Consider the following 17,899-nt stretch of genomic DNA (forward strand, 5'->3'; position numbering starts at 1 on the left):
AGCCTTCCCCCCTTTATACGTAAAAATTGTGATAAAATTCAAATTTTAATTCTCTCCTTTATTTTATTACACGATAGCTATTCTAGCAACGAAGGGCTTCCAATATAAAAGCCGCTGCAAAAGCAGCGGCTAATTATATTAATCAGTATATTGAGGTAGTGTCTTTCGATGTATTTTCAAGAATTTCTTTTACCCTAGCGAGGAATCGTCCGCAAACAAGGCCATCGAGTACACGGTGATCAAGTGATAGACATAGGCTGACCATGTCCCTGACAGCGATCATGCCGTTATTCACTACAACAGGACGCTTAACGATCGATTCAACCTGCAGGATTGCAGCTTGTGGATAGTTGATGATTCCCATTGATTGAACTGAGCCGAATGAGCCAGTGTTATTGACTGTGAATGTTCCGCCTTGCATATCCTCTGAGCGGAGCTTGCCAGTACGTACCTTCTGGGCAACTTCTGTTATTTCGCGGGCAATGCCTTTGATTGTTTTTTCGTCTGCATTTTTGATGACAGGAACGAATAACGCATCATCAGTCGCAACCGCGATGGAAATGTTGATATCTTTTTTCTGGATGATCTTATCGCCAGCCCACATGGAATTGATTTGTGGGAATTCCTTGAGTGCCTGGGCGACTGCTTTCACAAAGAAAGCAAAGAACGTTAAGTTGAAGCCTTCTTTTTTCTTGAAATCATCCTTGATGTTGTTCCTGTATTCCACAAGGGTTGTTACATCGACTTCAACCATGGTCCAGGCGTGTGGAGCTTCATGCTTGCTTCTTAGCATATTTGCCGCAATTGCTTTACGTATTCCAGTAACCGGAATCTCAATATCTCCAGCTGAAACAGGGACAGCTGGAGCTGTTGCAGATTGTACTGCAGCAGGTTGAACTTGTGGCGCAGACGGGACAGCAGCAGGTTGTGCTTGAACTGTTTCTTTTGGCTGCGCTGACTGGGCAGAAGCCTGCGGGATATTGCCTGATTCAATGATCTTCTGCAAATCCTTACGGGTAATCCTGCCGCCGGCACCGCTGCCCTTAACCTGGGTTAAGTCAATGCTGTTTTCCTGGGAAAGCTTTAAAACAGCCGGTGAATATCTTGCTTTATTTCCTTCGTTTGCAGCTGGCGCTTCTGCAGCAACAGCTGAAGGTGCAGCCTCTGCTGCAGGAGCAGCTGGAGCAGCTTCGTTCCCGCCTTCTATTTCAATCGTACAGATGATTTCGCCAACCGCTAATGTATCGCCTTCATTCGCAATCAATTCCTTGATTGTCCCAGTAAAAGAAGATGGGACTTCAGCATTTACCTTGTCGGTCATTACTTCTGCAAGGGGATCATATTTATTCACTTTGTCGCCAACGGATACCAGCCATTTGCTGATAGTGCCTTCAGTAACACTCTCACCTAATTGAGGCATTTTAATTTGTTCGATTGCCAAAGGTATTACCTCCTTCTCCATTCATTCTATTTCCAATATGCTTATATTAAAATTCAGCAAGTTCTCTCATTGCTTTTTCCACTTTATCCGGATTGATCATAAAATATTTCTCCATTGTCGGAGCGTATGGCATGGCTGGAATGTCAGGACCTGCCAACCTTTTGATTGGTGCATCTAATTCGAACAAGCAATGTTCCGCAATAATAGCCGCTACTTCACCCATAATGCTTCCCTCTTTGTTATCTTCCGTAACGAGGAGGACTTTTCCTGTCTTGGATGCAGCTTCAATGATGGCTTCCTTATCCAATGGATAAACTGTGCGAAGATCAAGGATATGTGCTGAAATACCATCCTTTGCGAGTCTTTCAGCTGCCTGTAAGGCAAAATGCACTGCCAATCCATAGGTAATGACCGTTATATCCTCACCCTCGCGCTTTACGTCTGCCTTGCCGATTGGGAGAACATAATCATCTTCCGGCACCTCACCTTTAATCAGGCGGTAGGCGCGCTTATGTTCAAAGAACAATACCGGATCTTCATCCCTGATCGCTGCTTTAAGCAATCCTTTTACATCATAAGGAGTCGAAGGCATGACAATCTTCAAACCCGGCTGATTCGCAAAAACTGCCTCGACAGATTGGGAGTGATAGAGGGCGCCATGGACTCCGCCGCCGTAAGGAGCGCGGATAACCATTGGACAACTCCAATCATTGTTGGAACGGTAGCGGATTCTTGCTGCCTCCGAAATAATTTGGTTTACCGCAGGCATAATGAAATCAGCGAACTGCATTTCAGCAATAGGACGCATACCGTACATGGCCGCACCAATTCCAACCCCGGCGATTGCAGATTCTGCCAAAGGTGCATCAAGAACGCGATCTTCGCCGAACTGATCATACAGACCTTGAGTCGCTTTAAATACTCCGCCTTTTTTACCAACATCTTCACCGAGGACAAAAACTCTCGGGTCTCTTTCCATCTCTTCTTTGATCGCTAATGTAACTGCATCTATATAAGAAATAACCGCCATTTTCGTTCCCCCTTACTCTTCAGCATATACGTATTTCAAAGCATGTTCAGGCTCTGCATACGGTGCATTTTCAGCATAATCAGTTGCTTCATTAACCAGCTTCATGATTCTGTCATTGATCTCTTTTTCACTATCATCGTTCATGATGCCATTTTCCTTCAAATAAGCACCAAACGTTATGATCGGATCCTTAGTCTTTGCCTGAGCAACTTCATCTGGAGCACGGTAGCTTCTGTCGTCATCGTCTGATGAGTGTGGAGTCAGACGGTAAGACACTGCCTCTACTAGAGTCGGCCCTTCACCAAGGCGTCCGCGGTCAGCAGCTTCCTTTACCACTTTATAAACTTCTAATGGATCATTTCCGTCTACTGTGAAACCAGGCATGCCATAACCGATTGCACGGTCTGATACCTTCTCGGCAGCAACTTGTCTCTCATAAGGTATTGAAATCGCATATTTATTGTTCTCAACCATGAAAATGACCGGAAGCTTATGTACTCCCGCAAAGTTTGCGCCTTCATGGAAATCTCCCTGGTTGGAAGACCCTTCACCAAAAGTAACAAATGTGACAAGATCTTTTTTCTCCATTTTACCTGCAAGGGCGATTCCGACAGCGTGTGGAACCTGTGTAGTAACCGGTGAAGAACCTGTTACGATCCTGTTTTTCTTTTGCCCGAAGTGTCCAGGCATCTGGCGGCCTCCAGAGTTAGGGTCTTCCGCTTTGGCAAAACCAGAAAGCATCAAGTCTTTAGCAGTCATGCCAAAAGTTAAGACCACACCCATATCTCTGTAGTAAGGAAGAACGTAATCCTTCTCGCGGTCAAGTGCGAAAGCAGCTCCTACCTGTGCCGCTTCCTGTCCCTGACAGGAAATTACAAACGGAATTTTCCCGGCACGGTTCAACAGCCACATCCGCTCATCCAGCCGGCGGGCTAACAGCATTGTTTCATACATTTCCAAAACTTTTTCATCACTTAAGCCAAGTGCAGCGTGACGATTTTCTGCCATCTTTATACCTCCCAATTGTTCGTACAAGGCTCTTTTAACCTGAGGTAAAAGAGCTCTTGTTCAAAATATATATTAAGAATGAATTGCTTTGCCATCCACTGCCAGGGCAGCTTCACCGATTGCCTCGGATAATGTCGGGTGAGGATGGATGGTATGGGCAACTTCCCATGGTGTAGCATCTAAAACTTTTGCAAGTCCCGCTTCTGAGATCATATCTGTTACATGCGGGCCGATCATATGGACACCCAAAATATCATTGGTTTCCTTGTCAGCTACGATTTTCACAAAACCATCGGATTCACCATATACAAGCGCTTTTCCGATTGCCTTGAAAGAGAATTTGCCTATTTTTACATCGTGACCTTTTTCTTTTGCTTCATCTTCAGTCAGCCCAACGCTGGCGGCCTCTGGAGAGCTGTAAATACATTTTGAGACGAGCGTATAGTCGATTGGCTGTGGCTCTTGATTGGCAATGTGCTCAACAGCGACTATTCCTTCATGAGAAGCCACATGCGCAAGCTGCAACCCGCCAATCACATCGCCAATTGCATAGATGTGTGATTCTTTTGTCTGGAAAAACTCGTTTGTCTGGATGAAACCTCTTTCCAGCTGAATTTCTGTATTCTCAAGGCCAATTCCTTCAACATTTGCCTGGCGTCCAACAGAGACCAGCAATTTTTCAGCAGTGAATTCTTTCGTTTCGCCTTTAACCTCTGCGCTGATCGTGACACCATCACCCTTTTGCAGGGTCTCTGATAAGACTTTTGCGTTAGTTACGATTTTCACGCCTTTTTTCTTCATTGCGCGTTGCATTTCTCTTGAAACTTCCTTGTCCTCGGTTGGAACAATACGGTCTGCATACTCAATTACAGTGACAGCAGTTCCAAAGTCAGCAAGCATGGAAGCCCATTCGATGCCAATTACACCACCGCCGACGATAATGATTGACTTAGGAAGATCCGCCATCACAAGCGCTTCATCTGACGTCATCACATATTGGCCATCTGCTTCAAGACCAGGCAATGTTCTTGGTCTTGAACCTGTTGCAACGATGACATTCTTAGGGATGAGCATTTCATTTTCTTCGCCATTGTTCATTTCAACAGAAATGGTTCCTGGCATAGGTGAGAAGATGGATGGACCCAGGATTCTTCCCAAACCTTCATAAACATCGATTTTTCCTTGTTTCATCAGGTGCTGTACACCTTTGTGAAGCTGCTCGACAATCTTTTCTTTTCTTTCCTGAACCTTTGCGAAATTGACGCCGACTTCACCGGTCGTTACGCCGAACTCTTCGCTTTTCTTGGCAGTGGCATATACTTCTGCACTTCTGAGCAACGCCTTGCTTGGAATGCAGCCTTTGTGCAGGCATGTACCGCCAAGCTTTCCTTTTTCAACGATGGCAGTTTTCAATCCAAGCTGTGAAGCCCTTATAGCTGCCACATATCCGCCTGTTCCGCCTCCGAGAATGACTAAATCATATTCTTGAGCCATCTGAATTCCCTCCTCCAAATAAAATCTTATTTCCCTGGATATTCTTTTACTTCTTCTTCTCCACGCAGGATGCGAAGTGCTCCCTCAGCCAGGGCTTGCAATTCGTTTTCTCCAGGGTGAACAATCACGTCTGCGATCCAGTTGATCCGTTCAGAAATTTCATTTACAAATTCTTTTCCGTATGCTAGTCCGCCTGTTAGGACAATCGCATCTACTTTTCCAGCGAGCACAGCACTTGCAGACCCAATCTCTTTAGCAACCTGGTAGGCCATTGAATCATATACCTGCTTTGCTTTTGCGTTGCCCTGCTTGATCATTTTTTCAACCTTGACCGCATCATTCGTACCAAGATAACCGACAAGACCACCCTGCCCCACAAGCTTCTTCATGATTTCTTCGCGATAATAATCACCAGAAAAACATAACTCAACAAGGTCACCAGCTGGGACTGTACCTGCTCGTTCGGGACTGAAAGGGCCATCTCCATGCAAACCGTTATTTACGTCTACCACTCTGCCCATTTTGTGGGCACCAACTGTAATACCGCCGCCAAGATGAGTGATGATCAGGTTAAGCTCTTCGTATTTTTTCCCAAGCTCCTTCGCAACCCGGCGTGCGACTGCCTTTTGGTTCAATGCGTGGAAAATGCTTTTACGTTCAATTAGTGCAAATCCTGAAACTCTCGCAATCGGATCAAGTTCATCCACAACGACAGGATCGACAATAAAAGAGGGGATATTCAATCCTGAAGCAATTTCATAGGCAAGAATCCCGCCAAGATTTGAAGCATGCTGGCCTGAGAAACCGGCACGCAGGTCTTTAAGCATGTTATTGTTTACTGCATATGTACCGCCTTCGATTGGCCTTAATAGCCCGCCGCGCCCACAAACAGCACTCAATTTGGAAATGTTGATTCCTTCAGTATCAAGCGTTTCAAGTATCGTATTCTTCCTGAATTCGTATTGATCGATGATGGTTTCGTAGGAGTTGATGACTGCTGAATCATGACGGATCGTTTTCTCAAAAACGGAAACCTCATTGTCAAAGACTCCAATTTTCGTTGATGTAGATCCTGGATTTATGACTAGAATCCGATATTCTGTTTGTTGCACAGTTAAACCTCCAATTTCATAACGGACTTACACGTAAATCCGTAAAACGTCAATTACTCATTTAGGAAACAGCAGAGGCGCCGAATGTTGTATTCAGCGCACTCTGCATATACCTTTCAATTAACGGCGGCTTAAAATATGGTGTCCGTTTCGCAGGAACTGGCTGCGGGAATTGCGCATTCTTTCGATACGCTCTTCTGCCATGCGGTCAGCCGCTTTATAAGTAGGAATTCCATCCCTTTTGGCAATATTAATAACTTTTTCAATATTATTGTAAATTGTTTCAACCTTTTTCATCGCTCTTTCAGCGTTATAACCGTATAGCTCATCCGCAACGTTGATGACGCCACCAGCGTTGATGACATAGTCAGGTGCATAAACAATACCCATTTCATGAATGATATCGCCATGCTTAGTATCCTTCAGCTGGTTGTTTGCAGCACCTGCAATGACTTTCGCCCTGATTTGCGGAATTGTTTCATCGTTAATTACTGCACCAAGGGCACATGGAGCGTAAATATCACAATCAACGCTGTAGATTTCGTCTGGATCAACAGCTTTTGCGCCAAATTCCTCAACTGCTCTTTGAACCGCTTCTTTATTGATGTCAGTGACAATCAACTGAGCTCCTTCTTCATGAAGGTGGCGGCAAAGGTTATACGCCACGTTTCCTACACCTTGGACAGCAACCGTTCTGCCTTCGAGTGAATCAGTTCCGAATGCTTCCTTAGCAGCAGCCTTCATTCCTCGGTAAACCCCATAAGCTGTTACTGGGGATGGATTTCCCGATGAACCAAATGCAGGTGAAATACCGGTAACGAAGTCTGTCTCCTCATGGATCAAGTCCATATCCGCAACAGTCGTTCCCACATCTTCTGCAGTGATATAACGTCCATTCAAGCCCTGGATGTAACGGCCGAACGCCCGGAACATTTCTTCGTTCTTATCTTTGCGCGGATCTCCGATGATAACAGTCTTTCCTCCACCAAGGTTCAAGCCTGCAGCAGCATTTTTGTAGGTCATGCCTTTCGCAAGACGAAGAGCATCCTCAATCGCTGCTTCTTCGGACGCGTATGTCCACATGCGTGTCCCGCCGAGTGCCGGTCCAAGTGTTGTATCATGGATTGCGATGATCGCCTTTAAACCTGATTGTTTATCCTGGCAAAATACTACCTGCTCATAATCGTACTGTTCTAGATACTTAAAGATTTCCATTTCTAGTTCCTCCCCTGTTATATGTAAGTTATTTAGAAGCAGAGCATAACGCGAGTGCAAGTGAATATAACTTGCTTTCGGCAGTGTCCGCCCTGGATGTTAACACAATTGGAGCTTTTGCTCCCGCAATTACTGCACCAACCTTTGCATTGGCGAAATAAATTAATGATTTGTAAAGTACATTCCCAACTTCGATCGTTGGAACTAATAAAATATCAGCCTCTCCGGCTACCTCGCTTTTGATTCCCTTGTGTTCCGCAGCAAGCTGTGACACTGCGTTATCGAGGGCAAGCGGCCCATCAATTATGCAGCCCGAAATTTGGCCGCGTTTGTTCATCATGGTCAATGCCGATGCATCAAGTGTGGCCTGCATCGCTGGATTAACCACTTCGACGGCTGCCAATGGTGCAACCTTAGGCATTTCAATTCCAATCGAATGGGCAACCTGGACAGCATTTTTGACAATCTGTGCCTTTTGCTCGAGGTCAGGTGCAATATTCATCGCTGCATCGGTCACAATTGTGAACCTGTCGTAGCCTGGTATTTCAAATACAGCTACATGTGACAGAACCGCACCGGTCCTTAGCCCATATTCTTTATTGAGGACAGCTTTTAGTATCGAAGCAGTAGGAATATTCCCTTTCATTAACACATTTGCCTCATTCGTTTTGACAGCTTTTACTGCCATTTCTGCGGCAGTATTATTATTTGGTGCTGACAGGACTTTAATCCCTGCGCTGTCTATGAGTTGCGGATGATGTTGACTGATCATCATTTCGATTTCTTCTTTGTCTCCATAAAGAAGAAAATCGGCCAGTTTCATTTTCACAGCCTCTGCGATTGCTTCCAAAACTTCTGCATCTGCTGCCGCTGCAACTGCGACTGTCTTTCGTTCGTTTTGGGATGCCTTACTGATAAGCGAGTCTAATTTCATTGTATGGCTTCAACCCTTTCTTTTCGTGGCGCATCACCCGATTAAATACATATGCAAGAACCGTGCCAAAATTAAATTGTTGAAAACGCTTTACTTTTGTCCGAAAGTATCATGCAAAAAATTGCACAGTATGAAAATTATTGCATGCCATTCGCTTCAATTCCGTATTTTTCGAGCTTATAATATAAATTTCTTACGGAAACACCTAACGTCTTAGCAGCAAGCGTTTTATTCCCATTCACATGTTTCAGTGTATCGCTGATTACTTTCGACTCGAATTTTTCCATTTGGACTGTCAATGTTTCTGTTTTGACCATTACTCCGCTCTGGTGCTGTCTCTCTTTAGGCTGGCTGCTTTGCAAATCAGGCAAATGATCGAAACCGATGATTGTTTCATTATAATTTAAGAAAATGATTGCCCTTCCAAGCACGTTTTCCAATTCCCTGACGTTACCTGGCCAATCATAATCCATCAGTTTTTTGATCGCTTTTTCAGAAACACCTTCGACATTCCTTCCATAATCCTGATTAATTTTACGGATCAGCCTTTCACAAAGCAGCGGGATGTCTTCCTTTCTTCTTTTAAGCGGCGGTATGTGGATTGGCATCCTGTTCAAACGATAATATAAGTCTTCTCTAAATCCCCCGTTTGCAATCCCTTTTTCCAGGTTCATATTCGTTGCGGCAATCACCCGTACATTGATTGGAACGGGTTTCGTTCCGCCCACACGGATAATTTCACGCTCCTGCAGGACGCGCAGCAATTTAGCCTGAGTATTGGCGGGCAATTCACCGATTTCATCCAAAAAAATACTTCCGTTGTTTGCTTCTTCAAAGAATCCCCGTTTGCCGCCTCTTTTTGCACCTGAAAATGCACCCTCTTCATAGCCGAAAAGTTCACTTTCAATCAATGATTCAGAAATTGCCGCACAATTAACGCGAATGAATTTATTGAATTTACGGTCACTTGCATTATGGATTGCATGTGCGAACAGTTCCTTCCCTGTTCCCGATTCTCCTCGAAGCAAGACTGTGGCAGGTGTTTTTGCTCCAAGCTTGGCTTGTTCAATCGGAATCATCATCTCTTCGGATTGGCCAATAATATCCTCGAAGGAATATTTCGCTTCAAGAGTCCTGATGATTTGTCTCGCCCTGATTAGTTCACGGTTCAGGTTTTGGATTTCAGACATATCATGAATGACCCCAACACTGCCTTTTAGGATTCCATCAACAATGATTGGAGCTACATTGACGACGACCTCTTTTTTATTGGGCCCGACCCTCATCGCTGTACCACGTACAGGCCTCCTTGTTTTTAATACCTTCATATGCATGCTTTCGCCTTCTGAAATATCCGCAGTAGCCGGCTGTCCGATTACCTGTTCTTCTTTTAGACCAGTGATTCGGGTATAGGCAGGATTAATTAAAATCCCCCTGCCTTCTTCATCGACAACGGAAATCGCTTCATCACTGGAATTGATGATAGCCTGCAGCATCGTCTGAATTTCTTTCAGATTCGTTATCTCTTCTGCTAAACTTACTACATCCGTTATGTCCTTAAATACTGAAAACGCCCCAATCAATTGGTCATTTTCATCGATAATCGGAATTCTCGTTGTGATGATCTTCGAACCATTTGGCAGCACAAGTTCCTGATTGCTCTCGCTCTTCCTTGTGTTCAACACTCTCGGCAGTTTACTTGACGGGATAATATCGGATACGTGCTTTCCTTCAGCATGATCCCTTGTCGTTCCTATGATTTTCTCTGCACTTCTGTTAAAAAGGGTGATAATGCCCTCCGTGTTGATGACTACCATCCCGTCACCCGAAGAGTTGAATATTAAATCGTGCTCATATGTAACTTTCCTTAGGGTATTGATCAAGCCTTCCTTTTCCTCTAGCAGAGTGGCAAGCAGGTATGCAACACTGCCCGGGATCAATACAGTGTTTTTTCCGCGCGCATCTCGCAATTCCCTAAAAACCTTTTCCTCGCCAGTAACTTCAATGACAATATCAAGGTCATCAGCCATATATTTACGCCAATCAGTCCCCGTATTAATACCGGCATTTTCAGCTGCAATTATGCCTGGAGCTTTGGGATTAATATCAATGACAGCGGCTACATTCGCTATCTGTTTAAAAATGTCCAGGATGGCAGTACCACCCTTTCCTGCTCCGACAATTATTATTTTTTGCATAATACCCTCCAAGGATCCTGAAAAAAATTTCATAGCTTGCAGAATCAGCCTGCAAAATCCTTCAATAATATTTTAATTGTTTTTGAACACGCTGACAAATTTCTTATTTTTCAAACTCTTTTAGTGAAAACTTCGAACATTGCGGAATAAGCTGCGGTTGATTATACTCATAAATGAGAAGAACTTTAAGAGGGGAAACGATATGATCAGGATCATAGCTCTTATCATTATGTTGATACCAGGATTCATTGCCGCCTTAGGCATAAAATTAATGCGTGATATGGTGTTTGGAATCTTGCAGGCACCTTTTCCATATTTATGGCTCCAATTCCTCGCAGGCCTGATTTTTTTCCTGGCTGGACTGGGCTTCATCGCTGGATTCGTCCTCCACCGTGATCGCAAAAAAAATAAAGTCCAGGCAATATTCCGGGTTCCGGATTCGAGCAAAAAGCAAAACAGGCCCTAGATCAGGCCTGTTTTTATTTTGTTTCTTATTCTTATTGCTTTAGCCGGATCATCTGTGATCAATGCACTGCAGTTTATTTTAAACAATCTCTCCATTTCGGCATCTTTATTGACCGTGTACGGCCTTACCTCTATTCCACTTTCCAGGGCAGCTTTTACAATTTCGTCAGGTGCTGCCCGCCAGTGCGGATGAAATCCCTTTGCCCGAATTGATTGCGCATAAATCCAGGGCATATACAAACCTTCTGACAATAAAGGGGCGATTTCAATTTCCGGAGCAACCCGGTAGCTGTAGACAATGCTATAATGATTAAAGGATGAGATAATGATTCTGTCAGCTAAATTATAATCCCTCACCAGCGCAATGACCTTCTCTTCCATGCCTGCATATGGAACTATGCTATTTTTCAATTCAATATTACAGATTAAATTCGTTCCGGACATCCATTCTAATACCTCTTCCAACAAAGGAATCGGTTCTTTTTTAGTCATTGTCTTATTGTTGAAGCGAGCATCCAGTCTTCGAAGGTCCTTTACATTGAAATCCTTGACCATACCAGTACCATTCGTTGTCCTGTCAACCTTTTCATCATGGATGACGACAAGTTCGCCATCTTTTGTCATTTGGACATCAAGCTCCAGCCCATCCGCTCCAGCATTAGATGCTTCCGTAAATGCTTTCATCGTATTCTCAGGATAAGCAGCAGTATAGCCGCGATGTGCTAAAATAAGAGTCATAAAACATCACCTTATCATCATTATTTGGAGGGGAAAATATGAAACCACTGCATATCTCAGCAGAAACAGCCATCAAGCTTTCCGAAAAGCTGGGCATGCCGATTGAGCGCATCATGCACATGCCTCAACACATACTTATGCAAAAGTTAGTTGAGCTTGAAAAAGAACAGGAAAAATAATCAAGATCCTACACGGGATGCTATTGCGCATCTGTTAGGGAAGCAAAGTAAAAAGCGGGCCATATAAATATAAGCACACTTTATACACAAAACGCCTTCCCGGCGTTTTTCTTTTTCCCTACGGCTCTTTCCATAAACTTTGTTACTTTTTATTGTAAAAGCGGATTGATGAGCAGGCAAGTTTAACAGGGAGCCATAACAAAAAACATCCCTCTTCATTCCGGAAAACCGATACAAAGAAAGATGTTTATTTTAAGATATGAAATAATTGCTTATATTTGCCCTAACTCTTTCAAGAAGCCTTATGCTCCAAACGCAGCTTATCAGCGACCATTGCGATGAATTCTGAATTGGTCGGCTTCGCCTTTGACATGGATACGGTGTACCCGAACAATGAGGAAATGGAATCGATATTCCCCCTGCTCCAGGCAACCTCGATTGCATGGCGGATCGCCCGTTCTACACGGCTGGCTGTCGTATTAAATTTTTTGGCGATGTCTGGATAGAGGACTTTTGTGATCGAGCCAAGAAGTTCAATATCGTTGTACACCATTGAGATAGCTTCACGCAAGTACATATAGCCTTTAATGTGGGCAGGAACGCCAATTTCATGGATAATGCTTGTAATGCTTGCATCAAGGTTCTTAGGCTTTTGCTCTGTTGACCTTCCATAGTTAATCGACGATGATGGCTTTCTTGCCATCGTTTTCGCTTTGCCGCTCACCTGGCGAATATGTCCGGCAAGATGGTCCATATCAAATGGCTTCAGGATGAAATAAGAAGCACCAAGATCTACTGCCTTTTTGGTTACATCTTCCTGACCGAATGCAGTCAGCATAATCACATTTGGAATGATGCCTTTTTTCATCTCACGGAGCCTTTCAAGCACTGCCAGGCCGTCAAGGTGAGGCATGATGATATCTAATAACATAACGTCCGGATCTATATCTTCAAGCATTTCTAAACATTCCTGGCCATTATGGGCAACACCGATAATCTCCATATCATCCTGCGAAGAAAGGTACTCTTCAAGAAGACCTACTAATTCTCTGTTGTCATCAACGACACATACTTTTATTTTGTTCACTGCTTGGTTCCTCCTCAATCCAATTATGATCACAAATCTTATCTTCTCTAAATTCTATTCTAAATGACTAATTCGACAATGCAACAGAAATTCCTCTTATTTTTAATTTTTTCTTAAAAAAGTTATATTTTCTTATTAATGCTCCTTTTTCCTTTGTTTTTCGACTAATTTCGATTGTTGACAAAAATCCATTAGGTATTTTGTCGAATAATCTTGAAATTAGACTTTTTTATTAACAAAATCTTAGTTTCAAAACTGCTTCACCCAATAGTAAACCGGCCATTGCGTAATTTCGACAATAAAAAAAGGCGGCAGCTGCCGCCGAATTTTCGTCATTTAACTTGCCTGTTCTCTTGGTTTTTCATAAATATCAATCCCCGCTTCATTCAGCATCCATTCAATATGGACGCCGTATCCGCTCGTTGGATCATTAACAAATACGTGTGTCACCGCTCCTATGAGCTTATTGTCCTGGATGATCGGGCTGCCGCTCATTCCCTGGACAATTCCGCCGGTTTTTTCCAATAGCTCAGGGTCTGTCACTTTAATGACCATCCCCTTTGTCGCTGGAAACTTTTGTGGAATCGTACTGACAATTTCTATATCAAAAAGATTAACTTCATCATTGTTTACGACTGTCAATATTTTTGCCGGGCCTTCCTTCACCTGATGCGAAAGGGCTATTGGAAGCGGCTTATCAAAAATGCCATTATTGATATCCTTGTTCAATTCGCCAAAAATCCCAAAGGGGCTATTTCTTTTGATATTACCGATTATTTCCCGGTCGGATGAAAAGCGCGCCAACTTTTCACCTGGGTCACCTTTTCCACCTTTTTCAATGGAGGTTACTGTGGAGCGAACAATTTGGCCATCTTCAACGACAATTGGCTTTTTCGTATCCATGTCAGATATTACATGGCCGAGGGCACCATATTTCTTGGATTGAGGGTGATAAAATGTCATTGTGCCAATCCCTGCTGCCGAGTCGCGAATATACAATCCGAGCTTGTACGTGTTTTCATTTATATCTTTTTTCGGTTGGAGATGTGTTGTGATTTTTTCATTTTCTCTTTTAAGCACTAAATCCAATGGTTTTCCATCTTCCCCTGCCTGCTTCACGAAAGGACCAACATCCGCCATTTTTTCAATTTGCTTGCCATTGATTTCTGTAATGATATCGCCTTTTTTAATCCCTGCTGTTTCACCTGGTGATACCCTTCCCTCTTCAGCCTGAACTTGATGATGTCCGACCACTAGGACACCAACTGTATTCAGTTTGACTCCAATGGATTGGCCGCCAGGCATAACCTTGAAATCCTTCAGAACATTAACATCGACTTTTTTTACCGGAAAACCCGCGAGCTCAAGAACCATTTCATCTTTGCCATGTCTTTTTGCTTCAAGCGAAACGGTTTCGCCGTTCTGGTCTACGGTTATACTTTCATTTTCTGCAGAGGCTGTAACTTGCACGGCATTAGCATTTATATGAAGCGTTTGCCCCTCGAACAGAGTAATATCTCCTGGAATTGATAAATATTCATGTACTGGTTTTGCAAAACCTAGAGCAATTAATGAAACAAGGAGAATTCCACCAATAAATTTTCTGAAAAAATCTTTTTTCAAATCCATTCACTCTCCTCGCTTCTAGTCCACACACATATCGAAAATGGCTACATCTTTAATTTTGCCTCGACACGGCGCATTTATAACCAGTATAAAAATAAAAAAGCTACCCTTTATGGATAGCTTTTCAAGTTGCAGCTTTCATATTCTGGGCAAGCTTCAATAATTCTTCTGCATGCTGTTTTGTCAGGTCTGTAATTTCAACCCCTGAAATCATCCTGCCAATTTCCTTAACCTTCTCGGAGACAGTAAGCGGAGTTACTGAAGTTTTAGTACGGCCATTCTTTATCACTTTTGCAATGTATAAATGTGTATCAGCCATCGCTGCCACCTGTGGTAAATGCGAAATGCATAGAACCTGGGAACCTGTCGATACATTATAAATTTTTTCGGCAATGGATTGCGCTACGCGGCCGCTGACACCTGTGTCGACTTCATCGAAAATGATCGAAGTGACGCCCTGGTGCTTCGAAAATATGCTTTTAAGCGCGAGCATAATCCTTGAAAGTTCCCCGCCTGAAGCAACTTTTGACAATGGCTTCAATGGTTCCCCAGGGTTTGTTGAAATATAAAATTCGACCTTATCGGTACCATTTTTATGGAAGGTTTCCTGATTTGACTCGATCCTTAATTCAAATACAGCTTTCTCCATGTATAGTTCTTTTAGTTCTTTATGAATCAATTTTGTTAATTTTTTCGCCCATTTTTTCCGTGTTTCATTTAAATTGGATGCTTCGATGCGCAAATCCTTCCTTAGGGAGGCAAGCTCCTTCTCCATTTGGCCGATATGGACTTCTTTATTTTGCAAGGTCTCGATTTCTTCCTCAATTTTTGAAGAATATTCGAGGATTTCTTCAATGGTTTTGCCATATTTGCGCTTCAGCTGATTGATTTCGTTCAATCGGTCATCGATTTCATTCAAGCGCTGCGGGTCGTATTCTAACGAATCAAGTTCATTCCTGATTGTTCTCGCTGCATCCTCGAGCATATAAAAGCTATTGGCAACCGATTCTGCAACATTTTTATATTCGGGGTTCAAATCAGCGGCTGTATGGAGATTATCCATTACGAGCGCTATCCAGTCGAGCCCTTTCTGTTCACCCTGCAGGCCAGAATAGCTGGTCTGGATACTTTCAAAAATCCGTTCAAAGTTGCCAAGCTTGTGCTTTTCTTCAGAAAGTTCTTCATCCTCATTGATTCTCAAGTTCGCTGACTGGATTTCGTCATGCTGGAATTGAATTAAATCCAGCCTGTGAGCCATCTGCTGCTCGTTTTCACTCAGACTTTTAAGTTTTTTTTGCGTTTGTTCGAAGGATCGGAAGACATGCTGGTATTCACTCAGGGCAGGGAGGATTTCTTCTGCACCGAATTGATCTAAAAGGTTAATATGCCTAGTTTCATCCATCAATTCCTGATGCTCATGCTGGCCGTGGATATCGATCAGGGAAGATCCCACTTCCCGTAACACCGCAATGGTGACAAGCTTGCCATTGATACGGCAGACGCTTTTCCCGCCTGCCGAAATATCCCTTCTTATAACGATCATGCCATCTTCAATCTCGATGCCAAATTCAGCTGCTTTGGCGTAACAAGGATGTTGTTCACCTTCAATAAAGAACAAGCCTTCAATCTCAGCCTTATTCTCACCATGGCGGACAAATTCTGCTGAACCCCTGCCGCCTACGAGCAGATGGATTGCGTCAATGATGATGGATTTGCCTGCACCTGTTTCGCCCGTCAGAACAGTAAGGCCTTTATTAAAAGAAACAGACAAAGATTCTATTATTGCGAAGTTTCTTATCGATAATTCATTTAACAAGCAACCGTCACCTCATTTTTTACAGCATATCCAGAAAACGATTTGTGACCAGCTCGGTATCCTCCGGAGTACGGCAGATAATTAAGATTGTATCATCCCCACAAATCGTGCCAAGAATATCTTCCCAATCGAGATTATCAATTAATGCCCCAATCGCATTCGCATTTCCAGGCAATGTCTTCATCACTAATAAATGACCCGCCTGGTCAATTCTTACAAAAGCGTCCATCAGGGACCTCTTTAATTTTTGCAAAGGATTGAATCGCTGGTCAGCAGGAAGGCTGTATTTGTACCTTCCATCGATCAGGGGCACCTTTACAAGATGCAGCTCTTTTATGTCACGCGAAACAGTCGCCTGAGTAACATTGAAGCCGGCAGCTTTCAGCCGGTCGACAAGCTCATCCTGTGTTTCAATATCTTTGCTTGCAATTAACTCTCGTATTTTAATATGTCGCTGTCCTTTATTCATTCATATCACCCCTGGATAGATCCGAAACATTCCTGTTTATATTTATACTCATATGTTAGCCGATTTCGGCAAAATGTACAATAATTCGTGGTTTTTCTCCTTGCCGGAAGTGACAAGGAGATGAACTTAAGAAAAAATTCAGTAACAGGCCTCATGGTTAAAGAATGTTTGATAACCCGGGTTCGCCTTTCATAAGTGTTAATCCTATCGACAAAAAAAAGAACAGACTGCATCAGCCTATTCTTCTTCGTTCGTTTGTTTTGACTTCAATTCATTATGCGCCTCTGTCACCACAGCCTCGCTTGAGGTTTTTAAAAGCAGGCTTCCTTTTTCCTCTGATTGGCCGTTCCACTGAAGATGCAGGAGGAATTCAATATTGCCATCCCCACCTGTGATCGGTGAGAAGCTTAAATTTAATACATCATAGCCCTCGTCAATTGAAAATCCGGTGATTCGATTCAATACTTGTTCGTGGACTTTCCTGTCACGAACAATCCCCTTTTTCCCAACTTGTTCGCGCCCTGCTTCAAACTGCGGTTTGACGAGAGCGACAATATCACTGCCTGGAACCAAGAGGGTTTTCAGCACCGGAAGGATCAGGCGAAGCGAGATAAACGAGACATCGATGCTCGCAAAGTTTGGCATTCCCTTAATCAAGTCTTCGGGCTTAACGTAACGGAAATTGGTCCTTTCCATGACTACTACACGCTCATCCTGGCGCAGCTTCCAGGCAAGCTGGTTATAGCCGACATCCAGGGCGTATGACATTTCGGCTCCATTTTGGAGGGCACAATCCGTGAACCCTCCAGTGGAGGCTCCGATATCCAGTAATGTTTTGCCCTTCACATCAAGATCAAAGGTCTTCAATGCCTTTTCAAGCTTCAATCCGCCCCTGCTTACGTAGGGAAGGACATTCCCCTTCACTGTCAGGGGAATGTCACTGTTCACTTTTTCTCCCGGCTTGTCCAGCCGGTTTTCGTTGGAGTAAACAAGTCCTGCCATGATTGTCCGTTTTGCCTTTTCTCTCGTTTCAGCGAGGCCGCGTTCAACAAGGAGTACATCTAATCGTTCTTTTTTAATTTTCATT

The 17,899-nt window shown here is 43.4% G+C and carries 16 protein-coding genes; 2 read left to right on the plus strand and 14 right to left on the minus strand.

All coding sequences use genetic code 11. The features are described 5' to 3' along the window. Positions 1 to 142: 142 nt before the first annotated feature. The 8 genes from M3204_RS13325 to M3204_RS13360 form a co-directional block, all read right to left on the minus strand. A complete protein-coding gene (locus M3204_RS13325; RefSeq protein WP_251482617.1) occupies positions 143 to 1,441 on the minus strand; it encodes a dihydrolipoamide acetyltransferase family protein in 1,299 nt (432 codons plus the stop codon). A gap of 46 nt (positions 1,442 to 1,487) precedes the next feature. Further along, positions 1,488 to 2,471 (minus strand): alpha-ketoacid dehydrogenase subunit beta, encoded by a 984-nt coding sequence (locus M3204_RS13330; RefSeq protein WP_251482618.1) that lies wholly within the window; start codon positions 2,469 to 2,471, stop codon positions 1,488 to 1,490. Between the two features lie 12 nt (positions 2,472 to 2,483). Beyond that, positions 2,484 to 3,479: a thiamine pyrophosphate-dependent dehydrogenase E1 component subunit alpha gene (locus M3204_RS13335; RefSeq protein ID WP_251482619.1), complete on the minus strand. Its 996-nt coding sequence runs from the start codon at positions 3,477 to 3,479 to the stop codon at positions 2,484 to 2,486. 72 nt (positions 3,480 to 3,551) lie between these two features. After that, positions 3,552 to 4,973 (minus strand): dihydrolipoyl dehydrogenase, encoded by a 1,422-nt coding sequence (gene lpdA, locus M3204_RS13340; RefSeq protein WP_251482621.1) that lies wholly within the window; start codon positions 4,971 to 4,973, stop codon positions 3,552 to 3,554. 26 nt (positions 4,974 to 4,999) lie between these two features. Further along, positions 5,000 to 6,085 carry a butyrate kinase gene (gene buk, locus M3204_RS13345; protein WP_251482623.1) on the minus strand — a complete coding sequence of 362 codons (1,086 nt, stop codon included), beginning with the start codon at positions 6,083 to 6,085 and terminating at the stop codon, positions 5,000 to 5,002. A gap of 120 nt (positions 6,086 to 6,205) precedes the next feature. Then, complete coding sequence (gene bcd, locus M3204_RS13350) at positions 6,206 to 7,300, minus strand: branched-chain amino acid dehydrogenase (protein ID WP_251482625.1); 1,095 nt, start codon at positions 7,298 to 7,300, stop codon at positions 6,206 to 6,208. Positions 7,301 to 7,328: 28 nt separating this feature from the next. Further along, a complete protein-coding gene (gene yqiS / locus M3204_RS13355) occupies positions 7,329 to 8,234 on the minus strand; it encodes a phosphate butyryltransferase (protein ID WP_251482626.1) in 906 nt (301 codons plus the stop codon). 137 nt (positions 8,235 to 8,371) lie between these two features. After that, the gene (locus M3204_RS13360; protein ID WP_251482628.1) at positions 8,372 to 10,432 is read right to left on the minus strand and encodes a sigma-54 interaction domain-containing protein; all 2,061 of its coding nucleotides are present in this window, start codon (positions 10,430 to 10,432) and stop codon (positions 8,372 to 8,374) included. 202 nt (positions 10,433 to 10,634) lie between these two features. On the opposite strand from M3204_RS13360, the gene M3204_RS13365 reads away from it, so the two are divergent. After that, positions 10,635 to 10,898, plus strand: a complete 264-nt coding sequence (locus M3204_RS13365) for a DUF2627 domain-containing protein (protein WP_251482629.1) — start codon at positions 10,635 to 10,637, stop codon at positions 10,896 to 10,898. Here M3204_RS13365 and M3204_RS13370 read toward each other — a convergent pair. Further along, complete coding sequence (locus M3204_RS13370; RefSeq protein ID WP_251482631.1) at positions 10,895 to 11,635, minus strand: glycerophosphodiester phosphodiesterase; 741 nt, start codon at positions 11,633 to 11,635, stop codon at positions 10,895 to 10,897. The two genes, M3204_RS13365 and M3204_RS13370, sit on opposite strands and share 4 nt — an antisense overlap. Before the next feature lie 38 nt (positions 11,636 to 11,673). On the opposite strand from M3204_RS13370, the gene M3204_RS13375 reads away from it, so the two are divergent. Beyond that, entirely contained in the window at positions 11,674 to 11,814 is a 141-nt protein-coding gene (locus M3204_RS13375; RefSeq protein ID WP_251482633.1) for a YycC family protein, read from the plus strand. A gap of 292 nt (positions 11,815 to 12,106) precedes the next feature. On the opposite strand, the gene spo0A is transcribed toward M3204_RS13375, so the two are convergent. The 5 genes from spo0A to M3204_RS13400 form a co-directional block, all read right to left on the minus strand. After that, complete coding sequence (gene spo0A, locus M3204_RS13380) at positions 12,107 to 12,934, minus strand: sporulation transcription factor Spo0A (RefSeq protein WP_251482635.1); 828 nt, start codon at positions 12,932 to 12,934, stop codon at positions 12,107 to 12,109. A gap of 303 nt (positions 12,935 to 13,237) precedes the next feature. Further along, positions 13,238 to 14,524 carry a SpoIVB peptidase gene (gene spoIVB / locus M3204_RS13385; RefSeq protein WP_435367730.1) on the minus strand — a complete coding sequence of 429 codons (1,287 nt, stop codon included), beginning with the start codon at positions 14,522 to 14,524 and terminating at the stop codon, positions 13,238 to 13,240. Between the two features lie 127 nt (positions 14,525 to 14,651). Beyond that, positions 14,652 to 16,343, minus strand: coding sequence for a DNA repair protein RecN (gene recN / locus M3204_RS13390; RefSeq protein ID WP_251482639.1), 1,692 nt, complete (start codon positions 16,341 to 16,343; stop codon positions 14,652 to 14,654). 19 nt (positions 16,344 to 16,362) lie between these two features. After that, positions 16,363 to 16,812 (minus strand): transcriptional regulator AhrC/ArgR, encoded by a 450-nt coding sequence (gene ahrC, locus M3204_RS13395; RefSeq protein WP_251482640.1) that lies wholly within the window; start codon positions 16,810 to 16,812, stop codon positions 16,363 to 16,365. Between the two features lie 237 nt (positions 16,813 to 17,049). After that, entirely contained in the window at positions 17,050 to 17,898 is an 849-nt protein-coding gene (locus tag M3204_RS13400) for a TlyA family RNA methyltransferase (RefSeq protein ID WP_251482642.1), read from the minus strand. Position 17,899: the final 1 nt, after the last annotated feature.

The sequence above is a fragment of the Mesobacillus subterraneus genome, from assembly GCF_023715485.1.
GTDB lineage: Bacteria > Bacillota > Bacilli > Bacillales > Cytobacillaceae > Mesobacillus > Mesobacillus subterraneus_B.

What these genes read in the sequence shown, in the direction of transcription:
- M3204_RS13330 (WP_251482618.1), bottom strand. Translation starts at nt 2,471, where the DNA reads ATGGCGGTTATTTCTTATATAGATGCAGTTACATTAGCGATCAAAGAA.
- M3204_RS13335 (WP_251482619.1), bottom strand. Translation starts at nt 3,479, where the DNA reads ATGGCAGAAAATCGTCACGCTGCACTTGGCTTAAGTGATGAAAAAGTT.
- lpdA (WP_251482621.1), bottom strand. Translation starts at nt 4,973, where the DNA reads ATGGCTCAAGAATATGATTTAGTCATTCTCGGAGGCGGAACAGGCGGA.
- bcd (WP_251482625.1), bottom strand. Translation starts at nt 7,300, where the DNA reads ATGGAAATCTTTAAGTATCTAGAACAGTACGATTATGAGCAGGTAGTA.
- yqiS (WP_251482626.1), bottom strand. Translation starts at nt 8,234, where the DNA reads ATGAAATTAGACTCGCTTATCAGTAAGGCATCCCAAAACGAACGAAAG.
- M3204_RS13360 (WP_251482628.1), bottom strand. Translation starts at nt 10,432, where the DNA reads ATGCAAAAAATAATAATTGTCGGAGCAGGAAAGGGTGGTACTGCCATC.
- M3204_RS13365 (WP_251482629.1), top strand. Translation starts at nt 10,635, where the DNA reads ATGATCAGGATCATAGCTCTTATCATTATGTTGATACCAGGATTCATT.
- M3204_RS13370 (WP_251482631.1), bottom strand. Translation starts at nt 11,635, where the DNA reads ATGACTCTTATTTTAGCACATCGCGGCTATACTGCTGCTTATCCTGAG.
- M3204_RS13375 (WP_251482633.1), top strand. Translation starts at nt 11,674, where the DNA reads ATGAAACCACTGCATATCTCAGCAGAAACAGCCATCAAGCTTTCCGAA.
- ahrC (WP_251482640.1), bottom strand. Translation starts at nt 16,812, where the DNA reads ATGAATAAAGGACAGCGACATATTAAAATACGAGAGTTAATTGCAAGC.
- M3204_RS13400 (WP_251482642.1), bottom strand. Translation starts at nt 17,898, where the DNA reads ATGAAAATTAAAAAAGAACGATTAGATGTACTCCTTGTTGAACGCGGC.